Genomic DNA, 23,633 nt, shown 5'->3' with positions numbered 1-23,633 from the left:
GATCAGCCCGCGAACTCGGGCCCGTGCACCACCGCGCGGGCCCGCCGGTACCACCGCCACGCGATCGTCTTCGGCCCGTCCCGGTACGGCGCGACCCGGGCCCCCGCACCCGCCAGCCAGCCCTCGACGTCGGCGACGGTGTGGGTACGCCGGACGATGAGCCGGGCGATGCGATAGCGCTCGTCGCGGTCGGAGCTGAGCGCGTGCCGTACGGCGGTCGCCGTCTCATAGCCGGCCCGGGCCGACATCGCCCGCACGCGCGGGCTGTTGTAGCCGTGCGGATAGGCGAGATGGCGGACCTCGTGCCCGAGGGCGTCCTCCAGCACGGCCTTCGACGAGCGCAGTTCGTGGGCCAGGTCCTTGCCGGACAGGGTGTCGAGCTGCGCGTGCGTGACCGTGTGGCTGCCGATCTCCATGCCGTAACGTTCCAGCTCCGTCGCCCGGTCCAGGGACATCATCGGCGCGGGCGGCAGCAGACTGCGGCCGCCCGGGGCGATGGCCCCGGTGGTGAGATAGGCGGTGGCGGGCAACGCCCGCTCGGCCAGCGCCTCGGCGGTGGGGCCGGGCAGATCGGCGAAGCCGTCGTCGAAGGTGAGCAGCACGGGCCGGGGCGGCAGGGGCGCCCGTCCGGCCAGGTGGTCGGCGATCGTACTGATGGTGACGGGCGTCCGGCCGCTGTCGACCACAGCGTCGAGATGCGCCGCGAACTGCCGCGGTGTGACCGTGAACTCGGCGATCCAGCCGGGCGGGTCGTCCATCACGGAGTGGTAGAGGAAGACGGGGATCGTGCCGGCGACGGCCGAGGGGGCTATCGGCCCCTCACCGTCCTTCGCGCCCCGCTCCCGCTCCGCCCGGCCTCTGTCGTCCCCCCGCCCCTCACCGTGCGCACTCGTCGACGTCCTCATCTCGCCCCCTGAGCGGTCTTCCCTCGACTGGTGGTCGCGCCGCGCAGCGCCCGCCGCGCGCGCAGATAGCCGACAGGCCCGTACAACATCCCCCTGCGCTGCAACCGCGACAGCCGCCGCGGCCACGGATGCGTCCGCACGTCGTGGTCGCCCGGCGCCCCGCCGCCCTCCGTCTCGCGCACGGCGGTCAGGGTGCGGGCGTGGGCGAGCCCCCGGGGCAGCCTCGTGAGGAACGCCGGCAGCAGCGCGGGGCGGTTCACGAGCACGGCGGTGAGATAGGCGGTGAGTCCGGCGCCGTAGCCGTACGCCTGGGTCTCCAGGTCCCGCCAGGTCTCCCGGTGGTGGTGCCACACCAGTGCGTACGGCGTATAGCGCAGCCGGTGGCCCTGGGCGAGGACGCGGACGAAACCGTAGAGGTCGTCGCCACCCCGGGCGGCCGTGCCGGCACCGGTGGCCGGATCGAAACCGCCGACGGAACGCAGGGCGGCCGTCCGGAAGGCCATGTTGGCACCGGAGCCGAACCGCCCCGCCGTGAACGGGAACAGCGGCTCGTCGACCGGGGGACGCGCCGGGTCGTACGTCCTTGGAGTGAAGCCTTTCGCGAAGCCGCCGTGGCTCTCCAGCAGCACCTGGGCCGGGGTGGTCAGCCGCGCGGGCAGGATCAGCCCGGTGCTGCACCCGAGTCCGGGGTCGGCGGCGAAGGGCGCGGTCAGCTCGGTCAGCCAGCGCGGATCGGCGACCACGTCGTCGTCCGTGAAGGCGACCACCTCGCCGCGCACGGCCGCGAGTCCCGTGTTGTGCGCGACCGCGAGGCCGGGCACCCGCTCGCAGACGTACCGCACGCGCTCGGCGTACTTCCGCTCGACCAGCACCCGCGTCTCGCTCGTCACGGGAGCGTTGTCCACGACGACGATCTCGAACCGCGGATGGTCCTGTGCCAGCAACGAGTCCAGCGCCCGCGCCAGCTGCCCGGCGCGCTCCCGGGTGGCGATGACGACACTCGTGTACGGCGGCTCCCCGGCCTCACCGGCTTCACGTGCTTCCCGGGGTTCACGAGCTTCCCCGGGTGCGCCGGCCTGCGGAGGCGCACACTCCGCTCGTGCCCGCGCCGCGAGCACGGCCTTCGCGTCGGCCCCCTCCGGCACCCGCGCGAGCAGCGTGCCCACGGGCCGCCCACCCTGCCTGACCAGCACGAACACCTCGCCGTGCGTCACCGGCGGACTTCCCGGACCCGGTCTGAGCACCGCCTCGTCACCGTCGAGGTCCAGCTCGGCGACCTGCACCGCGCCGATGTCCAGGAACCGCCGTATCTCCTCCTGCGCACGTGCCGAACGGGCCATGCGCCCTCCCCCCTCGTCGTCAGGTACGGCGCAGCCGAGCCGCGCCCTTCAGGGTCCGCGCGGCCAGCGACGCGAGCCGTGGCCTGCCGCGGACGAAGCTGTGCGCGCGGCGTGCCGGCTCGCGGCTCAGCCAGTGCAGCGCCGCGCCCGCCCCCGGACGCGTCACCGCACCCTCGTACACGGGCAGTTCGCCCGTCTTCAGCGCTTCCTTGTACTCGGCAGCGCCCCGACCCAGATCGAGCATGCCGATGCCCTCGGCGGCCGCCGCCTCGGCCATGCGCAGATGCAGCACCAGACCCGGCGAGTACTTCGCGAACTCCGGGTCGTAGGCCGGGAACCAGCAGGCCAGGACCGACGCCGAGCGCAGCCCGAAGTGCGCGGCCAGCGGCCGGTGCCCGGCGTACAGCACGGACAGCGTGCCACTGCATTCCGGCGCCCGGGTCTGGGCCAGCCGACCCACGAGCCGGGTGATCCACTCCCGGGCGAACCGGTCCCGGCGGCCCGTCCTGCGGTACTGCGCCGACTTCCACTCCATGAGCGTGCGCAGCGCGGCAGGTTCGCGCTCGTCGAACACGAACCGCAGCGCGCCGACCTGCTGGCCCAGTCTGCGCTCCTTGGCCAAGGTGGTCTTCAGGAACTTCGGCGACTGCGCGCGCAGCACCGACTCGTACGTCTCGTAGCCCTTCTCCACGTCGATGACGTAGGTGGCGTGCTCCTCGGCCGCGTACCGGACGAACAGCCGCTGCTCGGCCTCCAGGTTGTCGAAGGCGAAGCTCGACAGCGAGCAGGCCCGCAGCAGTTCACCCGTGTCCAGATCCAGACCGGGCCGCAGGATCGCGCCCTGCGCGTCCGAGACGCCGAGCCCGATCGCCCGGCCCTGCCCCAACGGGCCCCGCTCATGGGGCAGGAAACCGGCCGGCTCCAGCCCCTCGTACACCACCGCGACCCGCGCCTGCGGCCTCACCAGGCCGACGGCTTCGGTGAACTCCGGTTCCATGAAGGGGTTGCGCGGTGTCTGTGACGCCGCGCGCAGCGCGCGCCAGCGTTCCCTCTCCCTCTCGCCGAGCTCCCCGGGCCCAGCCACGCGTATGCGCCCACTGTTCAACCCGACCCCCCGATCAAGTCCCCCCTGGACACTTGGAAGGTACCGCCCGAGACGGTCTCGACGGTAGGTAGCGGACCATGTTGTTGCCAACTGGTGCAGAGGCCTTCAACCGGGCAATCGGCGTCCGCCGCGCGATGAAACGAAAGGGCGCGCTGTCCGTATTCTCTGATCATGGCCGCACCCATCGCATATTCACTCATCGCCACCGATCTGGACGGGACGCTGCTGCGCGGCGACGACACCCTGTCCGACCGGTCCCTCGCCGCGCTCACGCGGGTGACGGACGCCGGTGCCCAGCACCTCGTGGTGACGGGCCGGCCGGCGCCGAGAGTGCGACCGCTCCTGGACGACCTCGGCTGTACGGGGCTCGCGGTGTGCGGGCAGGGCGCGCAGGTGTACGACGCCGGCGCGGACCGGCTGCTGTGGTCCGTCACCCTGGACCGGGAGCTGGCCGAGACGGCCCTCGGCAAGATCGAGGCCGAGGTGGGGCAGGTGTACGCCGCGGTCGACCAGGACGGGGTCGAGGGGGTCACGCTCATCGAGCCGGGCTATCTCATGCCGCACCCGACCCTGCCCGCCGTACGGGTCGACCGGCGCGACGACCTGTGGGGCGAGCCCATCAGCAAGGTGCTGCTGCGCCATCCCCACCTGACGGACGACGAGTTGGCGGCGACGGCCCGCTCGGTGGTCGGCTCGCTGGCGACGGTGACGATGTCGGGGCCCGGCACGGTCGAGCTCCAGCCGTGCGGCATCACCAAGGCCACCGGCCTGGCGCTGGCCGCCGAGCACCTGGGACTGCGGCCGGCGGACACCATGGCCTTCGGCGACATGCCCAACGACATCCCGATGTTCGACTGGGCCGCCCACGGCGTCGCCATGGCCAACGCCCATCCCGAACTCAAGGCCGTGGCCGACGAGATCACCCTGTCGAACGAGGACGACGGCATCGCCGTCGTCCTCGAGCGACTGCTGGGCGGGACGGATCAGTACGGGCCGTTGACGTTGTCGATCGAGCCGTAGCGGGCCGCCGCGTAGTTGCAGGCCGCCGTGATGTTGGCGACCGGGTCGTACGGGTCGAAGGAGGTGCCGGGCACGTGGTAGGCGGCGAAGGTCGGGTCGATGACCTGGAGCAGACCCTTGGACGGGGTGCCCTTGGCGGCGTTGGAGTCCCAGTTGTTGATCGCCAGCGGGTTGCCCGACGACTCACGCATGATGTTGCGGTAGATGCCGTCGTACGACCCCGGGATCCCCTTCTGCGCCATGATGTCCAGCGACTCGCGGATCCAGCCGTCGAGGTTGTCGGGATAGGTCTTCGCGGAGGCCTGGGTGGCCTCGGCGACTCCCCCGGCGGGCTTGGCGGCCGGCTTGGCGGGGGCGGACGACTTGGCCGCCGTCTTCTTCACGGCGTTCGCCTTGGCCGACTTCACCTTCAGCTTCAGACCCGGGTGGATCAGCTTCGGGTCGTGGCCGACGGCGGCGCGGTTGTCCTTGTAGAGCTGTTTCCAGCCGCCCGACACGTCGTACTTGTCCGCGATGCGGTAGAGCGTGTCGCCCTTGGTCACGGTGTACGTGAGGGACTTGGCGGGCTGGGCCGCCTGCGGCACGGACTGTGCGGCGGCGGGTGCGCTCTGGCTCGGCTGGGCGGCGCTGGCGTGCGTCGCGCCGAGGAGCGGGAGGGTGAGTGCCGCTCCGCCGGTGCCGACGGCTACGACACGACGGGTGAGCCGGCTGGTTCTGGGGCGACGGTGCTTACCTCGGGCCATGGCGATATTCCTCTCCGGCGCCTGCGAGGTGAGCTGTCGGGTTCGGGCCGGGAGGTGCCCGGCCGCCCACGGCGCTGTGTGCCGTGGGCGGCTTCACCCCGAGCCGTTCCGCTGCGCGGACCGGCGACTTACCTGGGTCCCCCGCTCCTGCCCTGCGTGAGTGAGTCGGTTCGTGTGGGAAGTCCGGGCGGTGGCAGGATTCGGCGTCCGCCGGACAGGCCCGGAACGTATGCGAGAGCACATGTCGGGAACAAGCACCGGAGTCACATATCGCGCCGGTTGACCTTGGTCAGGGGTGTATGGGGCAGTTGATCCTTTGCGGGAGCCAAGACTCAACTGGCGTTCGGCGGAAGGAGGTACGGGCTGGTGTCGGAGTGGGGCGACACAGGGGAAAACGTGATTCAACTCACTGATCACGAGTCCATGGGGCAATGTTCACCAAGGGGAATTCGCTTACTCAATACGGCAAATCGTGTATAGCTCACTACCTCCTGGTAAGTCGATAAATGTCTGTTCTTATGAGCTGATCGAAAACATTGCGGTCGTGATCGGATACCACCCGGCCTGTAACCATGGGCGCTGGTGGTGATCGAAACGTGACCGGATACGCTGACTCGAGTGATAGCAGCGACCTATCGACAAACCGCGTAATCACCGGCAGACACAGCAGACAGGAGACCCCTCGTGACCGACGTCGGGCCGTTCGGGCTGAGCGTGCGGGACCAGGCTCTGGAAGCCGATGTCCAGGCCGGAATGGCGGCTGTCGAGGAAGGCTTGCTCGAGGCCACCAAGAGTGAGGTGCCCTTCATCACGGAGGCCGCCCAGCACCTGGTCCGGGCCGGCGGCAAGCGGTTCCGTCCGCTGCTCGTGATGCTCTCCGCCCAGTTCGGCGACCGGTACGCACCCGGGATCGTGCCGTCGGCCGTCGTCGTGGAGCTGACCCACCTCGCCACGCTGTACCACGACGACGTGATGGACGAGGCCACCGTGCGGCGCGGGGTGGCGAGCGCGAACGCCCGCTGGGGCAACTCCGTCGCGGTCCTCACCGGCGACTTCCTCTTCGCCCGCGCCTCGCACATCCTGGCCGACCTCGGCCCGGAGGCGGTACGGGTGCAGGCCGAGGCGTTCGAACGGCTGGTGACCGGGCAGATCCTGGAGACGGCCGGACCGCAGGACGGCCGCGACCCCGTCGAGCACTACCTGGACGTGCTGGGCGGCAAGACCGGCTCGCTGGTCGCGGTGTCGTGCCGGTTCGGCGCGATGATGTCCGGCGCCGACGAGACGGTCGTGGACGTGCTGACCCAGTACGGCGAGCGGCTCGGCGTCGCCTTCCAGCTCGCGGACGACGTCCTGGACATCGCCTCCGACTCCCATGAGTCCGGCAAGACGCCCGGCACCGACCTGCGCGAGGGCATCCCCACGCTGCCGGTGCTGCGGCTGCGCGAGCGGGCCGCCCGGCTCGGGCTCGCGGACGACATCGCCCTGTGCGAGCTGCTCGAGTCCGACCTCACCGACGACGACCGGCACGCCGAGGCCCTGCGCCTGCTGCGGGCCCACCCGGCCCTGGAACAGGCCCGGCAGGACACGATCCGCTACGCCCAGGACGCCCGCTCGGCGCTGGCGCCGCTGCCCGAGTGCGCCGCGAAGACGGCTCTGGTGGAGCTGTCCGACGCGGTGGTGCACCGGGCCGGGTAGCGCGTCTTTCCCCTACGACCCCTACGGGTTCGGGGGAGGAGCCGCCCCTCGTGTCATACCGCAGCAGTACGTGGAGTTGAGCCCGGGGTCTGACGTATCTCCCTGGCCGATTTGGTCAGATGGACACTACGGAAAACACCACTCCTCACCACTTCGGGTGAGAATGGCGGCTCAGGGACGAGTGCGTGGACGACACGGACAGCCGCCGCCGACCACGGAGGTAGGGCACACATGGCACCGTACGCATCCGACGACAGCACGACCGCCGGGGAGGTCGACGAGCAGCGCTCCGGGCGGCGCAAAGCCGCGCGGTACGTCGTCCCGGTCACGGTGATGGGGGTGGCGGCCGCGACGATCGGCCTGGTCCCCGCACTCGCCGACTCCGGTGACCCCGACCTCCCGAAGATCACCGCCCAGCAGCTCATCGAGAAGATAGCCAGGTCGGACGTCCAGCAGTTGTCCGGCACGGTGAAGATCAGCACGGACCTCGGCCTGCCGGACCTCGGCGGGCTGGAGAGCAGCCTGATGTCCGGCGCCGCGGGCCAGGGCGAGGGCGGCTCCTCCGCCGACCCGACGGCCAAGCTCACGGAACTGGCCTCCGGTACGCACACCCTGCGCGTCGCGGCCGACGGCCCGGACAAGCAGAAGCTGTCGCTGCTGGAGAACGCCGCCGAGTACAGCGTCGTGCACAACGGCAAGGACCTCTGGGGCTACGACAGTAAGTCGAACGAGGTCTACCACGGCACCGCCTCCGACAGCCCGGAGCGCGAGAAGGAGCAGCCGCCGGCCACGCCGAAGGACTTCGCCGAGGAGGCCCTGAAGGCCGTCGACGACACGACCTCCGTGACTGTGGACGGCACCGCCCAGGTCGCCGGCCGGGACGCCTACAAGCTGGTCATCAAGCCGAAGCAGTCCGGCTCGACGGTCGGCGCGGTCACCGTGGCGGTGGACGCGAAGACCGGTATGCCGCTGAAGTTCACGCTGACCCCGGCGAGCGGCGGCGCGGCCGTGGTCGACGCGGGCTTCACCCAGGTCAGCTTCGCCAAGCCGGCCGCGTCGACCTTCGACTTCACCCCGCCCAAGGGTGCGAAGGTCACCGAGGAGAAGGCCTCCGACAAGGCTCACGGCAAGGCCTTCGACAAGGCTCACGGCAAGGCCTTCGACAAGGCTCACGGCAAGGCCTTCGAGAAGGATGAGGCGCGCAAGCACGCCCCGAAGGGCGAGGAGGACCTCGGCAAGGGCCTCGACGGCATGAAGACCATCGGCGAGGGCTGGAACTCCATAGCCACCTTCGACACCGGCGGCGAGGGCATGCCCTCCGGCGAGGCCGGCGGCGACCTCGGCGGCTTCGTGAACTCGCTCGGCGACAAGGTGACCGGCAAGTTCGGCTCGGGCATGGTCTTCTCCACCCGTCTGGTCAACGCCCTGATCACGGACGACGGCAAGGTCTACGTGGGCATGGTGACCAAGGACGCGCTCGTGAAGGCGGCCGACGCCGGGAAGTAAGTCCCGTACCGCCACCGGGATCGAGAGCACCGGGGATCGAGAGCACGGGGCACAGAGAGAACGAGGAAGCCGATGGGCGAACCGTCCGCCGCGGAGCCGGCGCACAGCGATGCGCCGGCCGAGGCCGGGGAACCGGTCATCGCCACCCGCGCGCTCACCAAGCGCTACCGCGGCGGACAACTCGCCGTCGACGGCCTCGACCTGACCGTCCCCGCGGGCAGCGTCTTCGGCTTCCTCGGCCCCAACGGCTCCGGCAAGACCACCACCATCCGCATGCTGATGGGCCTCATCGAGCCCACCTCCGGCACGGCACGGGTGCTCGGGCAGCCCATGCCCCGGGCCACCCGCGCCGTGCTGCCGCACGTCGGCGCCCTCATCGAGGGCCCGGCCCTCTACGGCTTCCTCTCCGGCCGCGACAACCTGATCCGGTACGACTCCGCGGACCCGGCCGCCGATCCGCGCACCCGGAAGGCCCGGGTCGCCGGTGCGCTGGACCGGGTGGGCCTGACGGCCGCCGCGGGCAAGAAGGCCAAGGCGTACTCGCTGGGCATGAAACAGCGCCTGGGCCTCGCGGCCGCGCTGCTCCAGCCGCGCCGGCTGCTCGTGCTCGACGAGCCGACCAACGGTCTCGACCCGCAGGGCATGCGCGAGATCCGCACCCTGATACGGGAGCTGGCCTCGGACGGCACGACCGTTTTCCTCTCCTCCCACCTGCTCGACGAGATCGAGCAGGTCTGCACGCACGCGGCCGTCATGACGCAGGGCCGCCTGATCACCCAGGGCGCGGTCGCCGAGCTGTCCGCCGGGGCGCGCGGCCGACTGGTGGTGACCACGCCGGATCCGGCGGAGGCGGCCCGGGTGCTGAAGGAGCAGGGCGTCGGCGACGTCGTCGTCACGGACGACCGGGTGACCGGCGAACCACCGGACCGCGAGCTCGCCGACGTGAACGCCGCGCTGGTGACGGCCGGTGTGCGCGTACGCGGCTTCACGGTGGAACGGGCCTCGCTGGAGGACGCGTTCGTGGCGCTGACCGGGGAGGGTTTCGATGTCGCGGGCTGAAGTCGTGGAGACCGTACGGCCGGTGAGCCCGCTGTGGACCTTCGGGCTGCTGCGCAGCGAACTCACCACCACCTTCCGGCGCTGGCGCACCCTCGCGCTGCTGGCCGTGCTGGCGGCCGTTCCCGTCCTGGTCGGCATCGCCGTCAAGATGGAGACGAGCGACGGTTCGTCGCCCGGCGGTGGCGGACCGGCCTTCATCTCGCAGATCACCAACAACGGCCTGTTCCTCGTCTTCACCGCGCTGGCCGCCACCCTCCCGTTCTTCCTGCCGATGGCGATCGGTGTCGTCGCGGGCGACGCGATCGCCGGCGAGTCGAACGCCGGCACGCTCCGCTATCTGCTGGTCGCCCCGGCCGGCCGCAGTCGGCTGCTGCTCACCAAGTACGCGACCGTCGTCATCTTCTGCCTGGCCGCCACCCTTGTCGTGGCCGTCTCGGCGCTGACGGTCGGCGCGCTGCTGTTCCCGCTCGGCGACCTGACGACCATCTCCGGCACTCAGATCGGCTTCGCCGAGGGCCTGGGCAGAGCCCTGCTGATCGCCCTGGTCGTCGCCGCGTCACTGATCGGCGTCGCGGCGCTCGGGCTGTTCGTCTCGACGCTGACGGGCAGCGGCATCGCGGCGATGGCGACCACCGTCGGCCTGCTGATCACGGTCCAGATCCTCGACCAGATCCCGCAACTGCACGCCCTCCAGCCGTACTTCTTCTCGCACTACTGGCTGTCCTTCGCCGACCTCATGCGCGAGCCCGTCTACTGGGACGACCTGACCAGGAACCTCGGCCTCCAGGCCCTGTACGCGGTGGTGTTCGGCTCGGCGGCCTGGGCCCGCTTCACGACCAAGGACATCACCGCGTAGCGCTCAGTCCTCGTACACGAACCGGGCCAGTGGCGCCTCCTGCTCGAAGAACGTCTTCGCGCGGGTCAGTGCCTCGGTGTCGTTCAGCACGTCACCCGGCTTGCTGCCGTTGCCGAGCAGTACCCCGCCGAACCGCATCCCCAGGTACGCGGCCGAGTTGTTGAGCGTCCCGACCAGCGGGTCGGCCACCTCCGGCTGACTGTGCGCGAGCGCGGTGACGCCCCACAGGGTGCGGCCGGCCAGGGTCGCCTTGAAGTCTAGGCCGGGGGTGCGCAGCCAGCCCGACCAGTAGTCCAGGTAGCGCTTGGTCTGTGCGGAGACCGAGTACCAGTACAGGGGCGAGGCGATCACGATGTCCGTCGCCGCGAGGGTGGCGTCGAGCAGCAGGGCCACGTTGCCCTCGGTCGGGCGGACGTGGTCGCTGTCGTGCCGCAGGTCCTCGAAGTCGGGCACCGGATGCTCGGCGAGGTCGATCCACTGCTGTTCGACGTCCGGAGGCAGTTGCTCGGCGGCCCGGCGGGCCAGCAGCTCGGTGTTGCCGTCGGCACGGGCGCTGCCCAGGACGAAGAGGTAGCGACGGGTCATGGGTGTCCCCTCAGAAGGTAGGCGCACATCAATTGCACGCGCATGCATCATATGCGTGTGCATTCAAATCCGCCAGGGTCACCCGTCCCCCGCCAAGGCCGCCCGTCAGCTCCCGATCCGCACCTCCGCCTCCCGTGCCACGGCCAGCAGCAGCGCCTCCCGGCCGTGCGGGGCCACGAGTTGCAGCCCGGCCGGGCAGCCGTCACCGCCGAAGCCCGCCGGGAGGCTCAGCGCCGGATGCCCGCTGAGGTTGAACGCCCAGGTGAGAGAGGTGGAGTACCGGTCGCCCGGGCCGTCGTGCCCGTGCGGTGGGGTGGGTGTGGCCGGCGTCAGCAGCAGCTCGGCTTCGGCGAACAGTCCGGCCAGCCGCCGGTCGTTCTCCGTCCGGACACGGTGGGCTTCGCCCGGATCGGCACCGGGTGTGCGCAGGGCGAGCCAGGCGGGCCCGGGGTCCGTGAGCCGCAACGGCACCCGCGGCCGTACAAGGCGTACGACACCCGCCGCCACGAGCCGTTCAACCGCCGCCCGGGCGAGCGCGACGGGCTCCTGGTCGGGCCCGGCGAAGCTCAGGTCGGACGACCAGACGGCGGTGACAGGGAAAGGTGTGCCGGTCGGCACCGGTTCCTCCGACACCACGCGCCACCAGTGCGCCGCGTCCGACGCCCAGCGGGTGAGCACGCCGGGGACGGCGAGCCCCGTACGGTCGGCGGAGGGCAGCCGTCCGGCCGTGGTCTTCAGGCCGGTCACGCCGCACCAGGCCGCCGGGATCCGTACCGACCCGGCCCCGTCGCTGCCCGTCGCCAGCGGCACCAGCCCGGCCGCCACCGCCGCCGCGGCCCCGGCAGACGAGCCGCCCGGCGTACGGTCCGCCCGCCACGGGTTGACGGTCCGGCCACGGGCGCCGAGCCCCCAGGTCTGCCAGGGCGTTCCCGGCCCGGGCACGGAGGTCGCGCCCACGGCGACACACCCGGCCGCGAGCAGCGGGCCCGCCGCACGCAGCCCGTGCCGCCCCTTCACGGCGATCGGCACCCCGGCCAGCGGCAGTGCTTCACCCTTTCGGGGGACATCCCCGGCCCGCCGGCCGAGTCGCGCGTCCAGCTCGCCCGCCCGCCGCAACGCCTCCTCGTGCCACACCTCGACGAACGCGCACAGCTCCGGATCGGCCCGCTCGATCCGCTCCAGCGCCGCCGCGACCACGTCGGCCGCGCGCAGCTCCCGGGCCCGTACGGCCGCCGCGATCTCCCCGGCCGACAGGGGCACCGCCGTCAGCGCACCGCTCCCGTCAGCCGGACCAGGGCCGATGTCTCGCGCGGCGGATGCCCCAGCTCGCCCAGTCGCCAGGCCGGCACCCACGGCACGCGGTACACGTCGACGACCGACTCCAGGGACCTGATCCGCTGGGCGAGCGGACGCGGCAGCCGGCCCGGAGCGTCCGCCACGAGGACGACGGCGTCGAGGTCGAGCCCGGGCGGGGCCTGGCCGCGCCGGAAGACCTCCACCGCCCCGGCGACCGTGTCCAGCCCGGCCGCGTGCGTCCGCGCGACCAGCAGCACCGCCGCCGGGTCGCCCGGCCCGGGCCAGGCGCGGCCGCTGTCGTGACCGCCGTAGACCGCGGCGAGGGTGGAGACACCCGCGCCGCCGTGTGTGCCGACCCAGGAGAAACGCCGTGCCGCGGCATGGGCGTGAGCGGACCCCGGCGCCCCTGGCTCCTGGGTGGTCACCGGACCGCGGATCCAGATCTCCGGCCCTTGTCGCACGCTTGTCTGCATGCCCCTCTCCTCCCTCGTACTCCTGATCCTCATGCCATCCGGAACGATCCATACCGGGACCTGGAACCCTTGGGACGAGCCTGTGACACCGCGGTGACGTGAGAAACCGGAGCGAGCGGACACACTCGACAGTAGGTGTACGACGCCGAATGAGGGGCGATGTCTCGACTCAGCCGCGAGAAGAAGCGGGAACAGAAGCAGGCCGTGCGCGTGGCGATCCCGGCGGCGCCGATCGACGTCCGGGTCCCCGGGGCCGGAACGGGCCCGGCAGGAGCGGAGCCGGGAGCCGGCGTGGGGGGTGTCTCCGAGGGTGCGTCGGTCGGCGGTGTCCCCGTCTTCGCGGCCCCCGGCGAGGAGATCCAGCAGGCCGTCCTGAACCGCCTCCACCACATCGCCCTCGCCACCGGCCACCCCGTCCTCGCCACGGTCCACGACGAGCGCATCGGCTACGTGGTCCCGCTCCAGGTCGACCCGGACGGCTCCAGCCGCTTCACCGCCGAGCCGGTCCGCACGGCCCCGCCGCAGGACGCCGTCGCCCCCGCGGGAACGCCTGCGGCGGGTGCGGTGACAGAGCCGCCCGTTCCGCCGCCCGTTCCGCCGCCCGGACCGACGCCGCCCGCGCCGGAGCGGCGGCACCCGCAGGACGACAGGGACACGCACGTCCTGCGCCCGGCGCCGGAGCCCGGCCGTGGCCCGGCCTCGACGTTCCCGCTGCGGGCGGTGCCCGAACCGCAGCCGGCCGATCAGCCCCCATCGACGTTCGAGCTGCGAGCCGTACCGGAGACGCCACACCCCGAACCGGAAGACACACCCCGGGGCCCGGCCACCCCTCCCGGCACCGTCGCACCCCCGACCGGCGAGTTCGGGCCGCCTCCGCTCATGGACGTCAGGCCGCTCCCCGTTCCCGGAACCGGCCCGGGCCCGCACCGCAGGCGGGAGCCCGAGCCGATGTCCGAAGCGGAGCTGCTCGCGGCCGAAGCCGACGCCAAGCCGACTCCCGCCCGGGGCTTCGACGCCGTCGCGGAGGCCGTGCTCGGCGACGAACCCCTCGGCGCCCCGGGCGACCCCACCGCCCCCGCCCTGCTCGCGGAGCCGATCGGGCGGATCAACGAGGCCGTCAAGGAGGGCCGGATCGACGCGGCGGCCGGGCTGTCGGACCAGACCGTCGCGGAGGCGTCGGGGACGCTCGGGCCGGAGCACCCCGAGGTGCTGCGGCTGCGCGAACTCAGTGCGTACATCGCCTACTTGGCGGGCGACCCGCTCCGTGCCTTCCGTCTGTCCCTCGACCTGGCCGGTGCCCGCCGCCGCTCGGGCGACGCGGAGGCCGCCTACGGCAACGTGCAGAGCGCGGCCACCGCCTGGCGTGCGGTGCGCGACCCGGCGGTGGGGCTGGAGCTCGGCCGGGACCTGATCGGCCTGTGGACCGAACTCGCCGCCGAGGACGGCCCCGCCGCCGAGGAGGTCGAGCAACTGGAGTCGGCCCGCGCCCGCATGGGCCGCCTGACCGAACGCGCCCGCAACCAGTAGGCGCCGCTACTCCGACAGTTCCCACACCGCGTACGCGACGGCGTCGCTGTTCCGGTCGAGGGCGGTGTCGTCGATGTTGGCGGTGGTGTCGCAGGAGGAGTGGTAGCAGCGGTCGAAGGCCCGCCCGGCCGTACCGCCCCACTTGGCCACCTGCGCCGCCGTCTTCGTCCGGCTGGCCCCCGTGAACAGGCCGCCCACCGGCACACCCGCGCTCTTGAAGGGCGCGTGGTCGGAGCGGCCGTCGCCCTCGGTCTCGATCTCGGTGGGGACGCCGAGGCCGCTGAAGTAGTCCTTGAAGGTCTTCTCGATCGCCGGGTCGTCGTCGTAGACGAAGTAGCCGGGGTTCGGGGAGCCGATCATGTCGAAGTTCAGGTAGGCGCTGATCCTCGAACGGTCCCCGGTGGCCAGCCGGTTGACGTAGTGGCGGGAGCCGACCAGTCCGACTTCCTCCGCGCCCCACCAGGCGAACCGCAGGTGCTTGGTGGGCTTGTACTGCGCCCGTGACACGGCGAGGGCGGTCTCCAGGACGGCGGCCGAGCCGGACCCGTTGTCGTTGATGCCGGGCCCGGAGGAGACGCTGTCGAGGTGCGAGCCGGCCATCACGACTTGGTTCGCGTCGCCGCCCGGCCAGTCGGCGATCAGGTTGTAGCCGGTACGGCCGGAGGCGGTGAACTGCTGGACCGTGGTGGTGTATCCGGCCGCGTCCAGCTTGGCCTTGATGTGGTCGATCGAGGCCTTGTATCCGGGGCGGCCGTGCGCGCGGTTGCCGCCGTTGGCGGTGGCTATGGACTGGAGCTGGGACAGGTGGGCTTTGACGCCCGCCAGGGGTATGTCGGGCGCGGCAGCCGGTCTCGGGGGAGCGGACGCGGCGTCCGCCACGGCACCGCCGGTCAGGAGCATGGCGGTCGCCACGGCACCTGACGCCACGGCACGCGCGGAAACGGAGAGCTTCATGTGGGGGCTCCGAGTTCCATGGGGGAGCCCGTGGGGTGTCCACAGGCAGCCCACAGTGAATGGGGTGCCTGGATGGTGAAGCTGGTACTGACTCTCCGTCAAGAGACTTATCCGGCCAGGGCGTTGTGAGACACCGGACGCCGGCGCTCACGGGAAGGTCAATGCACGCAGAACTCGTTGCCCTCCGGATCCGCCATCATGACCCACTCCCCGCCCCGCTCCGCCACCCGCCGCAGCGCACGCGCACCGAGCCCCTCCAGCCGTGCGACCTCCTCCGCTCGCCGCCCCTCGCCCGGGTGCAGATCGAGGTGGAGTCGGTTCTTGCCCGTCTTCGCCTCCGGCACCCGCTGGAGCAGCAGCCGCCGCCCCAGCCCGGTCCCGCTCTCCTCCTCGAACGGGTCCTCGGGGTGTCGTACGGCGACCAGGTCCCGGAAGGCGCGGCGGCCGTGGAACTCGACCGTTGCCTCTTCCGGCAGGGCACCGAAGCCGAGCAGCTTCTCGATGAGGGCGCTGTTGTCCTCGACCTCGTACCGGAGGGCGGCGGCCCAGAAGTCGGCCTGTGCGTGCGGGTCGTTCGCGTCGATGACGATCTTCCAGTGCACGGGGGCGGGTGATGCCGGGGTCTGTGTCATGTAACCACTTATACTGGTTAGGTGAGTGGACGCGCAGGGGAATCGCCGGACCGGGCACCCGGCCTGACGCTGGTCTCGTACCAGGGGAAGGCGTACCGCTTCGACCCCGGCGCCCTGTGCCTGGAGCTGCTGACGACGGGCGGCCCGGGGGAGTTCGCGCGGTACGAGGTGCTGCACGAGCCCGCCGACCTGGTCGCCTGGACCGCACGCAGCCGACTCCCGGACGGCCTGGACATCACCGTCACCGAGGACGAGCTGGAGCGCGTGCGCGCCCTGCGCGACGCCGTGTTCCCGGTCGCCGCCGACCGCGCCCACGGCCGCCCGCCGCAAACCGCCCACCTGGACGTCGTCAACGCCGCTGCGGCCGGGCCCCCGCTGGTCGCCCGCATCGAGCCGGACGGCACCCGTGCCTGGGCCCCGGGCGCCACCGGAGCCCACCTGCTCGCCACGGTCGCCCGGGACGCGATCGACCTGTTCACCGGCCCTTACGCCCATCGCGTCCGCGAGTGCGGCGCCCACGACTGCTACCTGCTCTTCGTCGACACCTCCCGCCCGGGCCGCCGCCGCTGGTGCGCGATGGAGCACTGCGGCAACCGGGAGAAGGTCCGGGCGCACCGGTCCCGTCAGGCTCCTAGGGCGCCGTAGCCTCCGCGGCCCGCGCCTCCGCCTCGCGGGCGTCGTACGCGGTGCGGGCCGCCGCGATCTCCTCCTGGTGCCGCTCCGTCCAGGTCACCAGGGACCGGATGGTGGTGTGCAGCGTCCTGCCGAGGGAGGTCAGTTCGTACTCGACCCGCGGCGGCACCACCGGGTGCACCGTCCGCTTCACCAGGCCGTCCCGCTCCAGCGACCGCAGGGTCACCGTCAGCATCCGCTGGCTGACCCCGTCGATCTCCCGGCGCAGCTCGGTGAAGCGCAGCCGCCGGTTCTCCAGCAGCGCGATGACGAGCAGCGACCACTTGTCGGCGATCCGGTCGAGGATCTGCCGGACCTGGCAGTCCTCGCGGGTGTCCCACTGGAAGGGATCGGCGTCGACGTAGTCCACGGTGCTCTCGCAGTTACTCGGTGACTTCGAAGTGCCTTCTTCCATGTCTGTCGATGCTGCCGCAGGGTGGACGTGGTTACAAGAGGGAACCGACCCTCATGCGCGTAACCGACCTCTACAAGGGAGTGTTGACTCATGGGCACCCGTGCCTGGGCGCTGCTGTTGGTCCTCTGCGGAACGATCTTCCTCGAAGGCATCGATGTCGCGATGATGGCGGTGGCGATCCCGGCCATCCGCTCCGATCTCGGGCTGGCCACCGACACCGCGGCCTGGGTGATGAGCGGCTATGTGCTCGGTTACGCCGGCTTCACGCTGCTGGGCGGCCGGGCCGCCGATCTGCTCGGACGGCGGCGGATGTTCCTGCTCTGGCTGGCCGTCTTCCTCGCCTTCTCGGGGCTCGGCGGCTTCGCGACCGAGGGCTGGATGCTGGTCGTCGCGCGTTTCGTCACGGGCGTCGCCGCCGCGTTCATGACCCCGGCCGCGCTCTCCCTGATCACGACCTCGTACGAGGAAGGCCCGAAACGCAACAAGGCCCTGCTGGTCTTCGCCGGCACGGGCGCGGCGGGCTTCTCCCTCGGCCTGGTCATCGGCGGTCTGCTCACCCAGCTGGGCTGGCGCTGGGTGTTCTTCGCGCCCGTGCTGCTGGCCGCGGCGCTGCTCGTCGCGGCCGTACGCCTGGTGCCCCGGCAGGACGGCCCGCCCGCACGCCGGCGCGGGTTCGACCTGCCCGGTGTGATCACCGCCGCCGGCGCCATGCTGCTGGCCGCCTACACCGTCGTACGCCTCGAACACGGTCTGCACGACTGGCCGCTCACCGTGGTCTCCGGTCTCGCGGCGCTCGTCCTGGCCGGCGCCTTCGTCGTGGTCGAACGCCGCTGCCCCGATCCGCTCGTCAGGCTCGGCATCCTGCGCCAGGGGCCGGTCGTGCGCGCCGACCTGGGAGCGCTGCTCTTCCTGGGCGCCTTCTTCGGCTTCCAGTTCGTCGTCACGCTCTATCTCCAGGAACTGCGCGGCTGGTCGCCCCTCATGACGGCGGTGGCCCTGATCGTCATGGGTGTCGACGCCGTCATCGCGCCGACGCTCACCCCGAGACTGGTCGCCCGCTTCGGCAACGCCCAGGTGATCGTCGGCGGCTTCGTCCTGGCCGTGATCGCGTACGCGATGTTCCTGCCGGTCGGCATGGACTGGTCCTACGCCGCGATGTTCCCCACCCTGTTCCTCGCGGGCCTCGCCTTCGCCCTGGCCTACGGGCCGCTGACGATCGCGGCCACGGACGGGGTCACCGAGTCGGAGCAGGGTCTGGCCGGCGGGCTGCTGACCACCGCCACGCAGTTCGGCTCCGCCATCGGCATCGCGGCGGTGACCGCGGTCTACGGCCTGGCGTCCACCGGGTCCGGTTCCGAGGCCACGCTGTCGGCGTTCCGGGCGGCGCTGATCGTGCCGGTGGTCCTGGTGGTGCTGGGCACGCTGCTCTCGGTGGTGAATGCGCGGGAGGCCCGGCGGGCGGTACGCAGGGCGTCCCAGGTGAGCAGTGTCAGTGCCAGCCACACCAGCGCGAACCCGGCCCAGCGCTCCGGCGGCATCGCCTCGTGGAAGTAGAAGACGCCGAGCAGGAACTGGAAGACCGGCGTCAGGTACTGCAACAGGCCGATCGTGGACAGGGGCACGCGGATGGCGGCCGCGCCGAAGCAGACCAGGGGCAGCGCGGTGACGATCCCGGCCGAGGCCAGCAGCGCCGCGTGCCCCGCGCCCTCGGTGGTGAAGGTGGAGCCGCCCCGCGCGGTCAGCCACACCAGGAAGCCGAGCGCGGGCAGGAACTGGATCACGGTCTCGGCGGCCAGCGACTCCACGCCGCCGAGGTTCAGCTGCTTCTTCACCAGTCCGTACGTGGCGAAGGAGAAGGCGAGGCCGAGGGAGATCCACGGGGGCCGGCCGAAGCCGACGGTCAGCACGACGACCGCCGCGACGCCGGTCCCGACCGCCAGCCACTGCACCGGCCGCAGCCGCTCCTTCAGCAGCAGCACGCCCATCGCGATGGTGACCAGCGGGTTGATGAAGTACCCGAGCGAGGCCTCGACGACGTGCCCGGAGTTCACGGCCCAGATGTACAGGCCCCAGTTGAGGGTGATGACCGTCGCGGCGACCGCGACGAGGCCCAGCCTGCGCGGCTGCCGCAGCAGCTCACCGGCCCAGGCCCAGCGGCGCAGCACGAGCAGGGCGGCGCCCACGAAGACCAGCGACCACACCATCCGGTGGGCCAGGATCTCCATCGCCCCGGCGGGTTTCAGCAGGGGCCAGAACAGGGGGACGAGCCCCCACATCCCGTAGGCCGCGAAGCCGTTCAGCAGTCCTATGTGCCGCTCACCCCTCGGCTTGCCGCTCACGGGCCCCTCCTCCGTACGTGGTGTTCGCGTCCACGACGGTAACGCCGAGTGCCCCCGGCTGTCATGCCCGTATCGGTATACGGTCATGACAGCCGGGGGCAGGTGCGCTCAGGGGCCCGCCGGGGGAGTTCAGCCCTTGAGCGCGGCGGTGATGGCCTCGGAGAACGGGGTGGTCGGACGGCCGGTCAGGCGGGACAGGTCGCCGGTGGAGACGACCAGTTCGCCCTTCTCGATGGAGGCGTCGACACCCGCGAGGACCTGGGCGAACGGCTCGGGCAGACCCGCGCCGGTCAGGATGCCGACCAGGACCTCGGGGGAGACGGCGTTGTAGGCGATCTCCTTGCCGGTCTGCCGGCTCAGCTCGGCCGCGTACTCGGCGAAGCTCCAGGGGGTGTCGCCGCCCAGCTCGTACGTCTTGTTCTCGTGTCCCTCGCCGGTCAGCACGGCGACGGCGGCAGCGGCGTAGTCGGCGCGGGAGGCGGAGGAGACCTTGCCCTCACCGGCGGCGGCCACGACCGCGTTGTGCTCCAGCGCCGGGGCGAGGTTCTCGGTGTAGTTCTCGTGGTACCAGCCGTTGCGCAGCAGGGTGTAGGGCACGCCGGAGTCCAGCAGCAGCTCCTCGGTGCCGCGGTGGTCGTCGGCGAGCGCGGCGGTCAGCGTGCCCGGGGCGCTGGTGTAGGCGAGCAGGGCGACACCGGCCGCCTTGGCGGCGTCGATGACGACCTTGTGCTGCTGCACACGGCCCTTGTCGAACTCGTTGCCGGAGACCAGCAGCACCTTGTCGCCGGCGGAGAAGAGCCCGTCGAAGGACGCGGGCGCGTTGTAGTCGGCCAGCGCGATCCGCACCCCGCGGTCGGCGAGGTCGGCGGCCTTCTCCGCGTTGCGGACGACCGCGGTGATCTGCTCGGCGGGGACCTTCTCCAGCAGCTGCTCCACGACGTGACGGCCGAGATTTCCGGTGGCTCCGGTGACGACGATGCTCATGGTGATGGCTCTCCTTGTGGGGTGCGATGGCACTAACCCTAGAGGAGGCGCTAACTCTTGGAAAGTACCCACTTTGAAGTAAGGTACTGGCATGGCAGTAAGTGACGGTGAGGCCCTGTGTCCGTACCGGCTGGTGCTGGAGCACGTCACCAGCCGCTGGGGCGTGCTCGTGCTGATCGAGCTGCTGGACCGCCCGTACCGGTTCAGCGAGCTGCGCCGGGCGGTCAGCCATGACGGGGGCCGGCGCGTCAGCGAGAAGATGCTCACGCAGACGCTCCAGACCCTGGAGCGTGACGGCCTCGTCCACCGCGACGCCAAGCCCGTGATCCCGCCCCGCGTCGACTACTCCCTCACCGACCTGGGCCGCGAGGCCGCCGAGCAGGTGCGGGGTCTCTCGCAGTGGACGCACCGGCGCATGGACGACGTGGAGAAGGCCCGCCGGGCATACGACGAGGCCCGGGCCGCGTCCTAGCAGCACCGGGCCTCGTTGCCGTACGGCGGGGCCGTGCTCAGCCGACGACCGTCCAGGTGTCGCCGCCCGCCAGCAGAGCGGCCAGGTCGCCCTTGCCGTGCTGCTCGATCGCGCTGTCCAGCTGGTCGGCCATCTGCGTGTCGTAGACGGGCCGGTCGACGGAGCGCAGGACGCCGATCGGCGTGTGGTGCAGGGTGTCCGGGTCGGCGAGGCGGGACAGCGCGAACGCCGTCGTCGGGGACTCGGCGTGCGCGTCGTGGACGAGCACCTGGTCCTCGTTGTCCGGCGTCACCGCCACCACCTTCAGATCACCGGTCACCGGGTCCCGTACGACACCCTTGGCCAGGTCGCTGCCGAAGCGGATCGGCTGACCGTGCTCCAGCCGGATCACGGCCTCCTCGGCCTGCTGCTTGTCCTTCAGGGCGTCGAAGGCGCCGTCGTTGAAGATGTTGCAGTTCTGGTAGATCTCGATCAGGGCCGTGCCCTGGTGGGCGGAGGCCTGCCGCAGCACCTCCGTCAGGTGCTTGCGGTCGGAGTCGACCGTCCGCGCCACGAACGACGCTTCCGCGCCGATCGCCAGCGACACCGGGTTGAAGGGTGCGTCCAGCGAGCCCATCGGCGTCGACTTGGTGATCTTGCCGACCTCGGAGGTCGGCGAGTACTGCCCCTTGGTCAGACCGTAGATCCGGTTGTTGAACAGCAGGATCTTGAGGTTGACGTTGCGCCGCAGCGCGTGGATCAGGTGGTTGCCGCCGATGGACAGCGCGTCACCGTCACCCGTGACGACCCACACCGACAGGTCGCGGCGGGAGCTCGCCAGACCCGTGGCGATCGCCGGGGCGCGGCCGTGGATGGAGTGCATCCCGTACGTGTTCATGTAGTACGGGAAGCGGGAGGAGCAGCCGATGCCCGAGACGAAGACGATGTTCTCCTTCGCCAGCCCCAGCTCGGGCATGAAGCCCTGCACCGCGGCGAGGATGGCGTAGTCGCCGCAGCCGGGGCACCAGCGCACTTCCTGATCGGACTTGAAGTCCTTCATCGACTGCCTGCCCTCGGCCTTGGGGACGAGGGAAAGCGCTTCGATGGTGCCCGTGCCTTGTGTGGACGTCTCAGCCATCGATGGCCTCCTTCAGAGCCGCGGCGAGCTGCTCCGCCTTGAACGGCATACCGTTGACCTGGTTGTACGAGTGGGCGTCCACCAGGTACTTCGCCCGGATGAGCGTGGCGAGCTGCCCGAGGTTCATCTCGGGGATCACCACCTTGTCGTAACGCTCGAGGACCGCGCCCAGGTTCTTCGGGAAGGGGTTGAGGTGGCGCAGATGCGCCTGCGCGATCGACTCCCCGGACCGGCGCAGCCGCCGCACCGCGGCCGTGATCGGCCCGTACGTCGAGCCCCAGCCGAGGACGAGGGTCCTGGCCCCGTCCGGATCGTCCACGTCGAGGTCCGGGACCTCGATGCCGTCCACCTTCGCCTGCCGGGTGCGCACCATGAAGTCGTGGTTGGCCGGGGCGTAGGAGATGTTGCCCGTGCCGTCCTCCTTCTCGATGCCGCCGATCCGGTGCTCCAGACCCGGCGTGCCCGGGATCGCCCAGGGTCGGGCCAGGGTCTGCGGGTCGCGCTTGTACGGCCAGAACACCTCGGTGCCGTCGTCGAGCGTGTGGTTCGGTCCCTGCGCGAACTGCACCCTGAGGTCCGGCAGCTCCTCCAGGTCCGGGATGCGCCACGGCTCGGAGCCGTTGGCCAGGTAACCGTCGGAGAGGAGGAACACCGGCGTGCGGTACGTCAGCGCGATCCGGGCGGCGTCCAGTGCGGCGTCGAAGCAGTCCGCCGGCGTACGGGGCGCGACCACCGGGACCGGAGCCTCGCCGTTGCGCCCGTACATCGCCTGGAGCAGGTCCGCCTGCTCGGTCTTGGTGGGCAGACCGGTCGACGGGCCACCGCGCTGGATGTCCACGATCAGCAGCGGCAGCTCCAGCGAGACGGCGAGACCGATCGTCTCCGACTTCAGCGCCACGCCCGGGCCGCTCGTCGTGGTCACGGCCAGCGAACCGCCGAAGGCCGCCCCCAGCGCCGCCCCGATACCGGCGATCTCGTCCTCGGCCTGGAAGGTCCGCACCCCGAAGTTCTTGTGCTTGCTCAGCTCGTGCAGGATGTCCGACGCCGGCGTGATCGGGTACGACCCCAGGTACAGCGGCAGATCCGCCTGCCGGCTGGCGGCGACCAGGCCGTACGACAGGGCGAGGTTGCCGGAGATGTTGCGGTAGACACCCGGCGGGAACGCCGTGGCCGCCGGGGCGACCTCGTAGGAGACGGCGAAGTCCTCGGTGGTCTCGCCGAAGTTCCAGCCGGCCCGGAAGGCGGCGATGTTGGCCGCCGCGATGTCGGGTTTCTTCGCGAACTTCGATCGGAGGAATCTCTCCGTGCCCTCGGTGGGCCGGTGGTACATCCAGCTCAGCAGGCCCAGCGCGAACATGTTCTTGCTGCGCTCGGCCTCCTTACGGGTGAGGTCGAACTCCTTCAGCGCCTCCACGGTGAGCGTCGTCAGCGGCACGGGGTGGACCTGGTAGCCGTCCAGCGACCCGTCCTCCAGCGGACTGGTCTCGTAGCCGACCTTCTGCATCGCCCGCTTGGTGAACTCGTCCGTGTTGACGATCACCTCGGCACCGCGCGGCAGGTCGCCGATGTTCGCCTTCAGCGCGGCCGGGTTCATCGCCACCAGCACGTTCGGCGCGTCACCGGGCGTGAGGATGTCGTGGTCGGCGAAGTGCAGCTGGAAGGACGACACGCCCGGCAGGGTCCCGGCGGGCGCCCTGATCTCGGCCGGGAAGTTCGGCAGGGTCGACAGGTCGTTGCCGAACGACGCGGTCTCCGAGGTGAAACGGTCACCGGTGAGCTGCATACCGTCACCCGAGTCCCCCGCGAACCTGATGATCACCCGGTCGAGGCGGCGAACGTCCTTCGCGCCCGCCGCTTTGCGCTGCTCTCCTGCGACTGCTTCGTCGGCCTGCTCCGCTGGGCTACTGACCTGGCTGGTCACTGAACTGGACCTCCCTC

At 71.4% G+C, this 23,633-nt stretch carries 22 protein-coding genes, 1 pseudogene and 1 riboswitch; of the genes and pseudogenes, 9 read left to right on the top strand and 14 right to left on the bottom strand.

Annotation, left to right across the window (positions count from 1 at the left end):
- Positions 1 to 2 precede the first annotated feature (2 nt).
- From ACZ6TU_RS03540 to ACZ6TU_RS03530, 3 genes are all read right to left on the bottom strand, one after another.
- On the bottom strand, positions 3 to 758 hold the full coding sequence (locus ACZ6TU_RS03540) for a polysaccharide deacetylase family protein (protein WP_469546591.1): 756 nt from the start codon (positions 756 to 758) through the stop codon (positions 3 to 5).
- Between the two features lie 143 nt (positions 759 to 901).
- On the bottom strand, positions 902 to 2,245 hold the full coding sequence (locus tag ACZ6TU_RS03535; protein ID WP_469546313.1) for a glycosyltransferase: 1,344 nt from the start codon (positions 2,243 to 2,245) through the stop codon (positions 902 to 904).
- Positions 2,246 to 2,264: 19 nt separating this feature from the next.
- Positions 2,265 to 3,335 (bottom strand): GNAT family N-acetyltransferase, encoded by a 1,071-nt coding sequence (locus ACZ6TU_RS03530; RefSeq protein ID WP_469546588.1) that lies wholly within the window; start codon positions 3,333 to 3,335, stop codon positions 2,265 to 2,267.
- 186 nt (positions 3,336 to 3,521) lie between these two features.
- Here ACZ6TU_RS03530 and ACZ6TU_RS03525 point away from each other — a divergent pair, with 186 nt between their 5' ends.
- Positions 3,522 to 4,370: an HAD family hydrolase gene (locus ACZ6TU_RS03525; protein WP_467672189.1), complete on the top strand. Its 849-nt coding sequence runs from the start codon at positions 3,522 to 3,524 to the stop codon at positions 4,368 to 4,370.
- On the opposite strand, the gene ACZ6TU_RS03520 is transcribed toward ACZ6TU_RS03525, so the two are convergent.
- Positions 4,334 to 5,113: a transglycosylase SLT domain-containing protein gene (locus ACZ6TU_RS03520; RefSeq protein WP_467672187.1), complete on the bottom strand. Its 780-nt coding sequence runs from the start codon at positions 5,111 to 5,113 to the stop codon at positions 4,334 to 4,336. The genes ACZ6TU_RS03525 and ACZ6TU_RS03520 overlap by 37 nt on opposite strands.
- 3 nt (positions 5,114 to 5,116) lie before the next feature.
- A riboswitch (cyclic di-AMP (ydaO/yuaA leader) is annotated at positions 5,117 to 5,294 on the bottom strand.
- Positions 5,295 to 5,797: 503 nt separating this feature from the next.
- Between ACZ6TU_RS03520 and ACZ6TU_RS03515 the strand changes: the two genes are divergently transcribed.
- The 4 genes from ACZ6TU_RS03515 to ACZ6TU_RS03500 all read left to right on the top strand — a co-directional run bounded on the left by ACZ6TU_RS03515 (position 5,798) and on the right by ACZ6TU_RS03500 (position 10,229).
- Complete coding sequence (locus tag ACZ6TU_RS03515) at positions 5,798 to 6,808, top strand: polyprenyl synthetase family protein (protein WP_467672185.1); 1,011 nt, start codon at positions 5,798 to 5,800, stop codon at positions 6,806 to 6,808.
- Between the two features lie 231 nt (positions 6,809 to 7,039).
- Positions 7,040 to 8,314, top strand: coding sequence for a LolA family protein (locus ACZ6TU_RS03510; RefSeq protein WP_469546308.1), 1,275 nt, complete (start codon positions 7,040 to 7,042; stop codon positions 8,312 to 8,314).
- A gap of 72 nt (positions 8,315 to 8,386) precedes the next feature.
- The gene (locus ACZ6TU_RS03505) at positions 8,387 to 9,373 is read left to right on the top strand and encodes an ABC transporter ATP-binding protein (protein WP_469546305.1); all 987 of its coding nucleotides are present in this window, start codon (positions 8,387 to 8,389) and stop codon (positions 9,371 to 9,373) included.
- A complete protein-coding gene (locus ACZ6TU_RS03500; protein WP_469546302.1) occupies positions 9,360 to 10,229 on the top strand; it encodes an ABC transporter permease in 870 nt (289 codons plus the stop codon). Before ACZ6TU_RS03505 ends, ACZ6TU_RS03500 begins: the two co-directional genes overlap by 14 nt.
- A 3-nt stretch (positions 10,230 to 10,232) precedes the next feature.
- Here ACZ6TU_RS03500 and ACZ6TU_RS03495 read toward each other — a convergent pair whose 3' ends face one another.
- The 3 genes from ACZ6TU_RS03495 to ACZ6TU_RS03485 all read right to left on the bottom strand — a co-directional run bounded on the left by ACZ6TU_RS03495 (position 10,233) and on the right by ACZ6TU_RS03485 (position 12,583).
- Positions 10,233 to 10,814, bottom strand: coding sequence for a flavodoxin family protein (locus ACZ6TU_RS03495; protein WP_467672177.1), 582 nt, complete (start codon positions 10,812 to 10,814; stop codon positions 10,233 to 10,235).
- Positions 10,815 to 10,919: 105 nt separating this feature from the next.
- Positions 10,920 to 12,074: an amidase gene (locus tag ACZ6TU_RS03490; RefSeq protein WP_469546299.1), complete on the bottom strand. Its 1,155-nt coding sequence runs from the start codon at positions 12,072 to 12,074 to the stop codon at positions 10,920 to 10,922.
- A gap of 5 nt (positions 12,075 to 12,079) precedes the next feature.
- Entirely contained in the window at positions 12,080 to 12,583 is a 504-nt protein-coding gene (locus ACZ6TU_RS03485) for a DUF6668 family protein (protein WP_467672173.1), read from the bottom strand.
- Between the two features lie 159 nt (positions 12,584 to 12,742).
- On the opposite strand from ACZ6TU_RS03485, the gene ACZ6TU_RS03480 reads away from it, so the two are divergent.
- Positions 12,743 to 14,110 carry a tetratricopeptide repeat protein gene (locus ACZ6TU_RS03480; protein WP_469546295.1) on the top strand — a complete coding sequence of 456 codons (1,368 nt, stop codon included), beginning with the start codon at positions 12,743 to 12,745 and terminating at the stop codon, positions 14,108 to 14,110.
- 6 nt (positions 14,111 to 14,116) lie between these two features.
- Here ACZ6TU_RS03480 and ACZ6TU_RS03475 read toward each other — a convergent pair whose 3' ends face one another.
- Both ACZ6TU_RS03475 and ACZ6TU_RS03470 read right to left on the bottom strand, forming a co-directional pair.
- Positions 14,117 to 15,064, bottom strand: coding sequence for a M28 family metallopeptidase (locus tag ACZ6TU_RS03475; RefSeq protein ID WP_467672169.1), 948 nt, complete (start codon positions 15,062 to 15,064; stop codon positions 14,117 to 14,119).
- A 158-nt stretch (positions 15,065 to 15,222) separates the two neighbouring features.
- The gene (locus ACZ6TU_RS03470; protein ID WP_467672167.1) at positions 15,223 to 15,696 is read right to left on the bottom strand and encodes a VOC family protein; all 474 of its coding nucleotides are present in this window, start codon (positions 15,694 to 15,696) and stop codon (positions 15,223 to 15,225) included.
- A gap of 21 nt (positions 15,697 to 15,717) precedes the next feature.
- On the opposite strand from ACZ6TU_RS03470, the gene ACZ6TU_RS03465 reads away from it, so the two are divergent.
- A complete protein-coding gene (locus ACZ6TU_RS03465; protein WP_467672165.1) occupies positions 15,718 to 16,341 on the top strand; it encodes a CGNR zinc finger domain-containing protein in 624 nt (207 codons plus the stop codon).
- On the opposite strand, the gene ACZ6TU_RS03460 is transcribed toward ACZ6TU_RS03465, so the two are convergent.
- On the bottom strand, positions 16,328 to 16,783 hold the full coding sequence (locus ACZ6TU_RS03460) for a winged helix-turn-helix transcriptional regulator (RefSeq protein ID WP_467672163.1): 456 nt from the start codon (positions 16,781 to 16,783) through the stop codon (positions 16,328 to 16,330). The two genes, ACZ6TU_RS03465 and ACZ6TU_RS03460, sit on opposite strands and share 14 nt — an antisense overlap.
- Before the next feature lie 90 nt (positions 16,784 to 16,873).
- Here ACZ6TU_RS03460 and ACZ6TU_RS03455 point away from each other — a divergent pair.
- Positions 16,874 to 18,028: pseudogene (locus tag ACZ6TU_RS03455) on the top strand (MFS transporter); the annotation flags it as partial.
- Positions 18,029 to 18,108: 80 nt separating this feature from the next.
- On the opposite strand, the gene rarD reads toward ACZ6TU_RS03455, so the two are convergent.
- Together rarD and ACZ6TU_RS03445 are read right to left on the bottom strand one after the other, a co-directional pair.
- Positions 18,109 to 19,122 (bottom strand): EamA family transporter RarD, encoded by a 1,014-nt coding sequence (gene rarD / locus ACZ6TU_RS03450; RefSeq protein WP_467672161.1) that lies wholly within the window; start codon positions 19,120 to 19,122, stop codon positions 18,109 to 18,111.
- A gap of 129 nt (positions 19,123 to 19,251) precedes the next feature.
- On the bottom strand, positions 19,252 to 20,106 hold the full coding sequence (locus ACZ6TU_RS03445; protein ID WP_467672159.1) for an SDR family oxidoreductase: 855 nt from the start codon (positions 20,104 to 20,106) through the stop codon (positions 19,252 to 19,254).
- A gap of 91 nt (positions 20,107 to 20,197) precedes the next feature.
- Here ACZ6TU_RS03445 and ACZ6TU_RS03440 point away from each other — a divergent pair, with 91 nt between their 5' ends.
- The gene (locus tag ACZ6TU_RS03440; protein ID WP_467672157.1) at positions 20,198 to 20,578 is read left to right on the top strand and encodes a winged helix-turn-helix transcriptional regulator; all 381 of its coding nucleotides are present in this window, start codon (positions 20,198 to 20,200) and stop codon (positions 20,576 to 20,578) included.
- Between the two features lie 37 nt (positions 20,579 to 20,615).
- Here the strand turns inward: ACZ6TU_RS03440 and ACZ6TU_RS03435 are convergent, their stop codons facing one another.
- A complete protein-coding gene (locus ACZ6TU_RS03435) occupies positions 20,616 to 21,695 on the bottom strand; it encodes a 2-oxoacid:ferredoxin oxidoreductase subunit beta (protein WP_467672155.1) in 1,080 nt (359 codons plus the stop codon).
- Positions 21,688 to 23,616 (bottom strand): 2-oxoacid:acceptor oxidoreductase subunit alpha, encoded by a 1,929-nt coding sequence (locus ACZ6TU_RS03430; protein WP_469546287.1) that lies wholly within the window; start codon positions 23,614 to 23,616, stop codon positions 21,688 to 21,690. The genes ACZ6TU_RS03435 and ACZ6TU_RS03430 overlap by 8 nt, the downstream gene beginning before the upstream one ends.
- Positions 23,617 to 23,633: the final 17 nt, after the last annotated feature.

The organism is Streptomyces sp. NPDC052064 (assembly GCF_055585925.1).
Note: the sequence above shows the minus strand (reverse complement) of the source record. Positions and strands in the feature narration are given on the sequence as shown.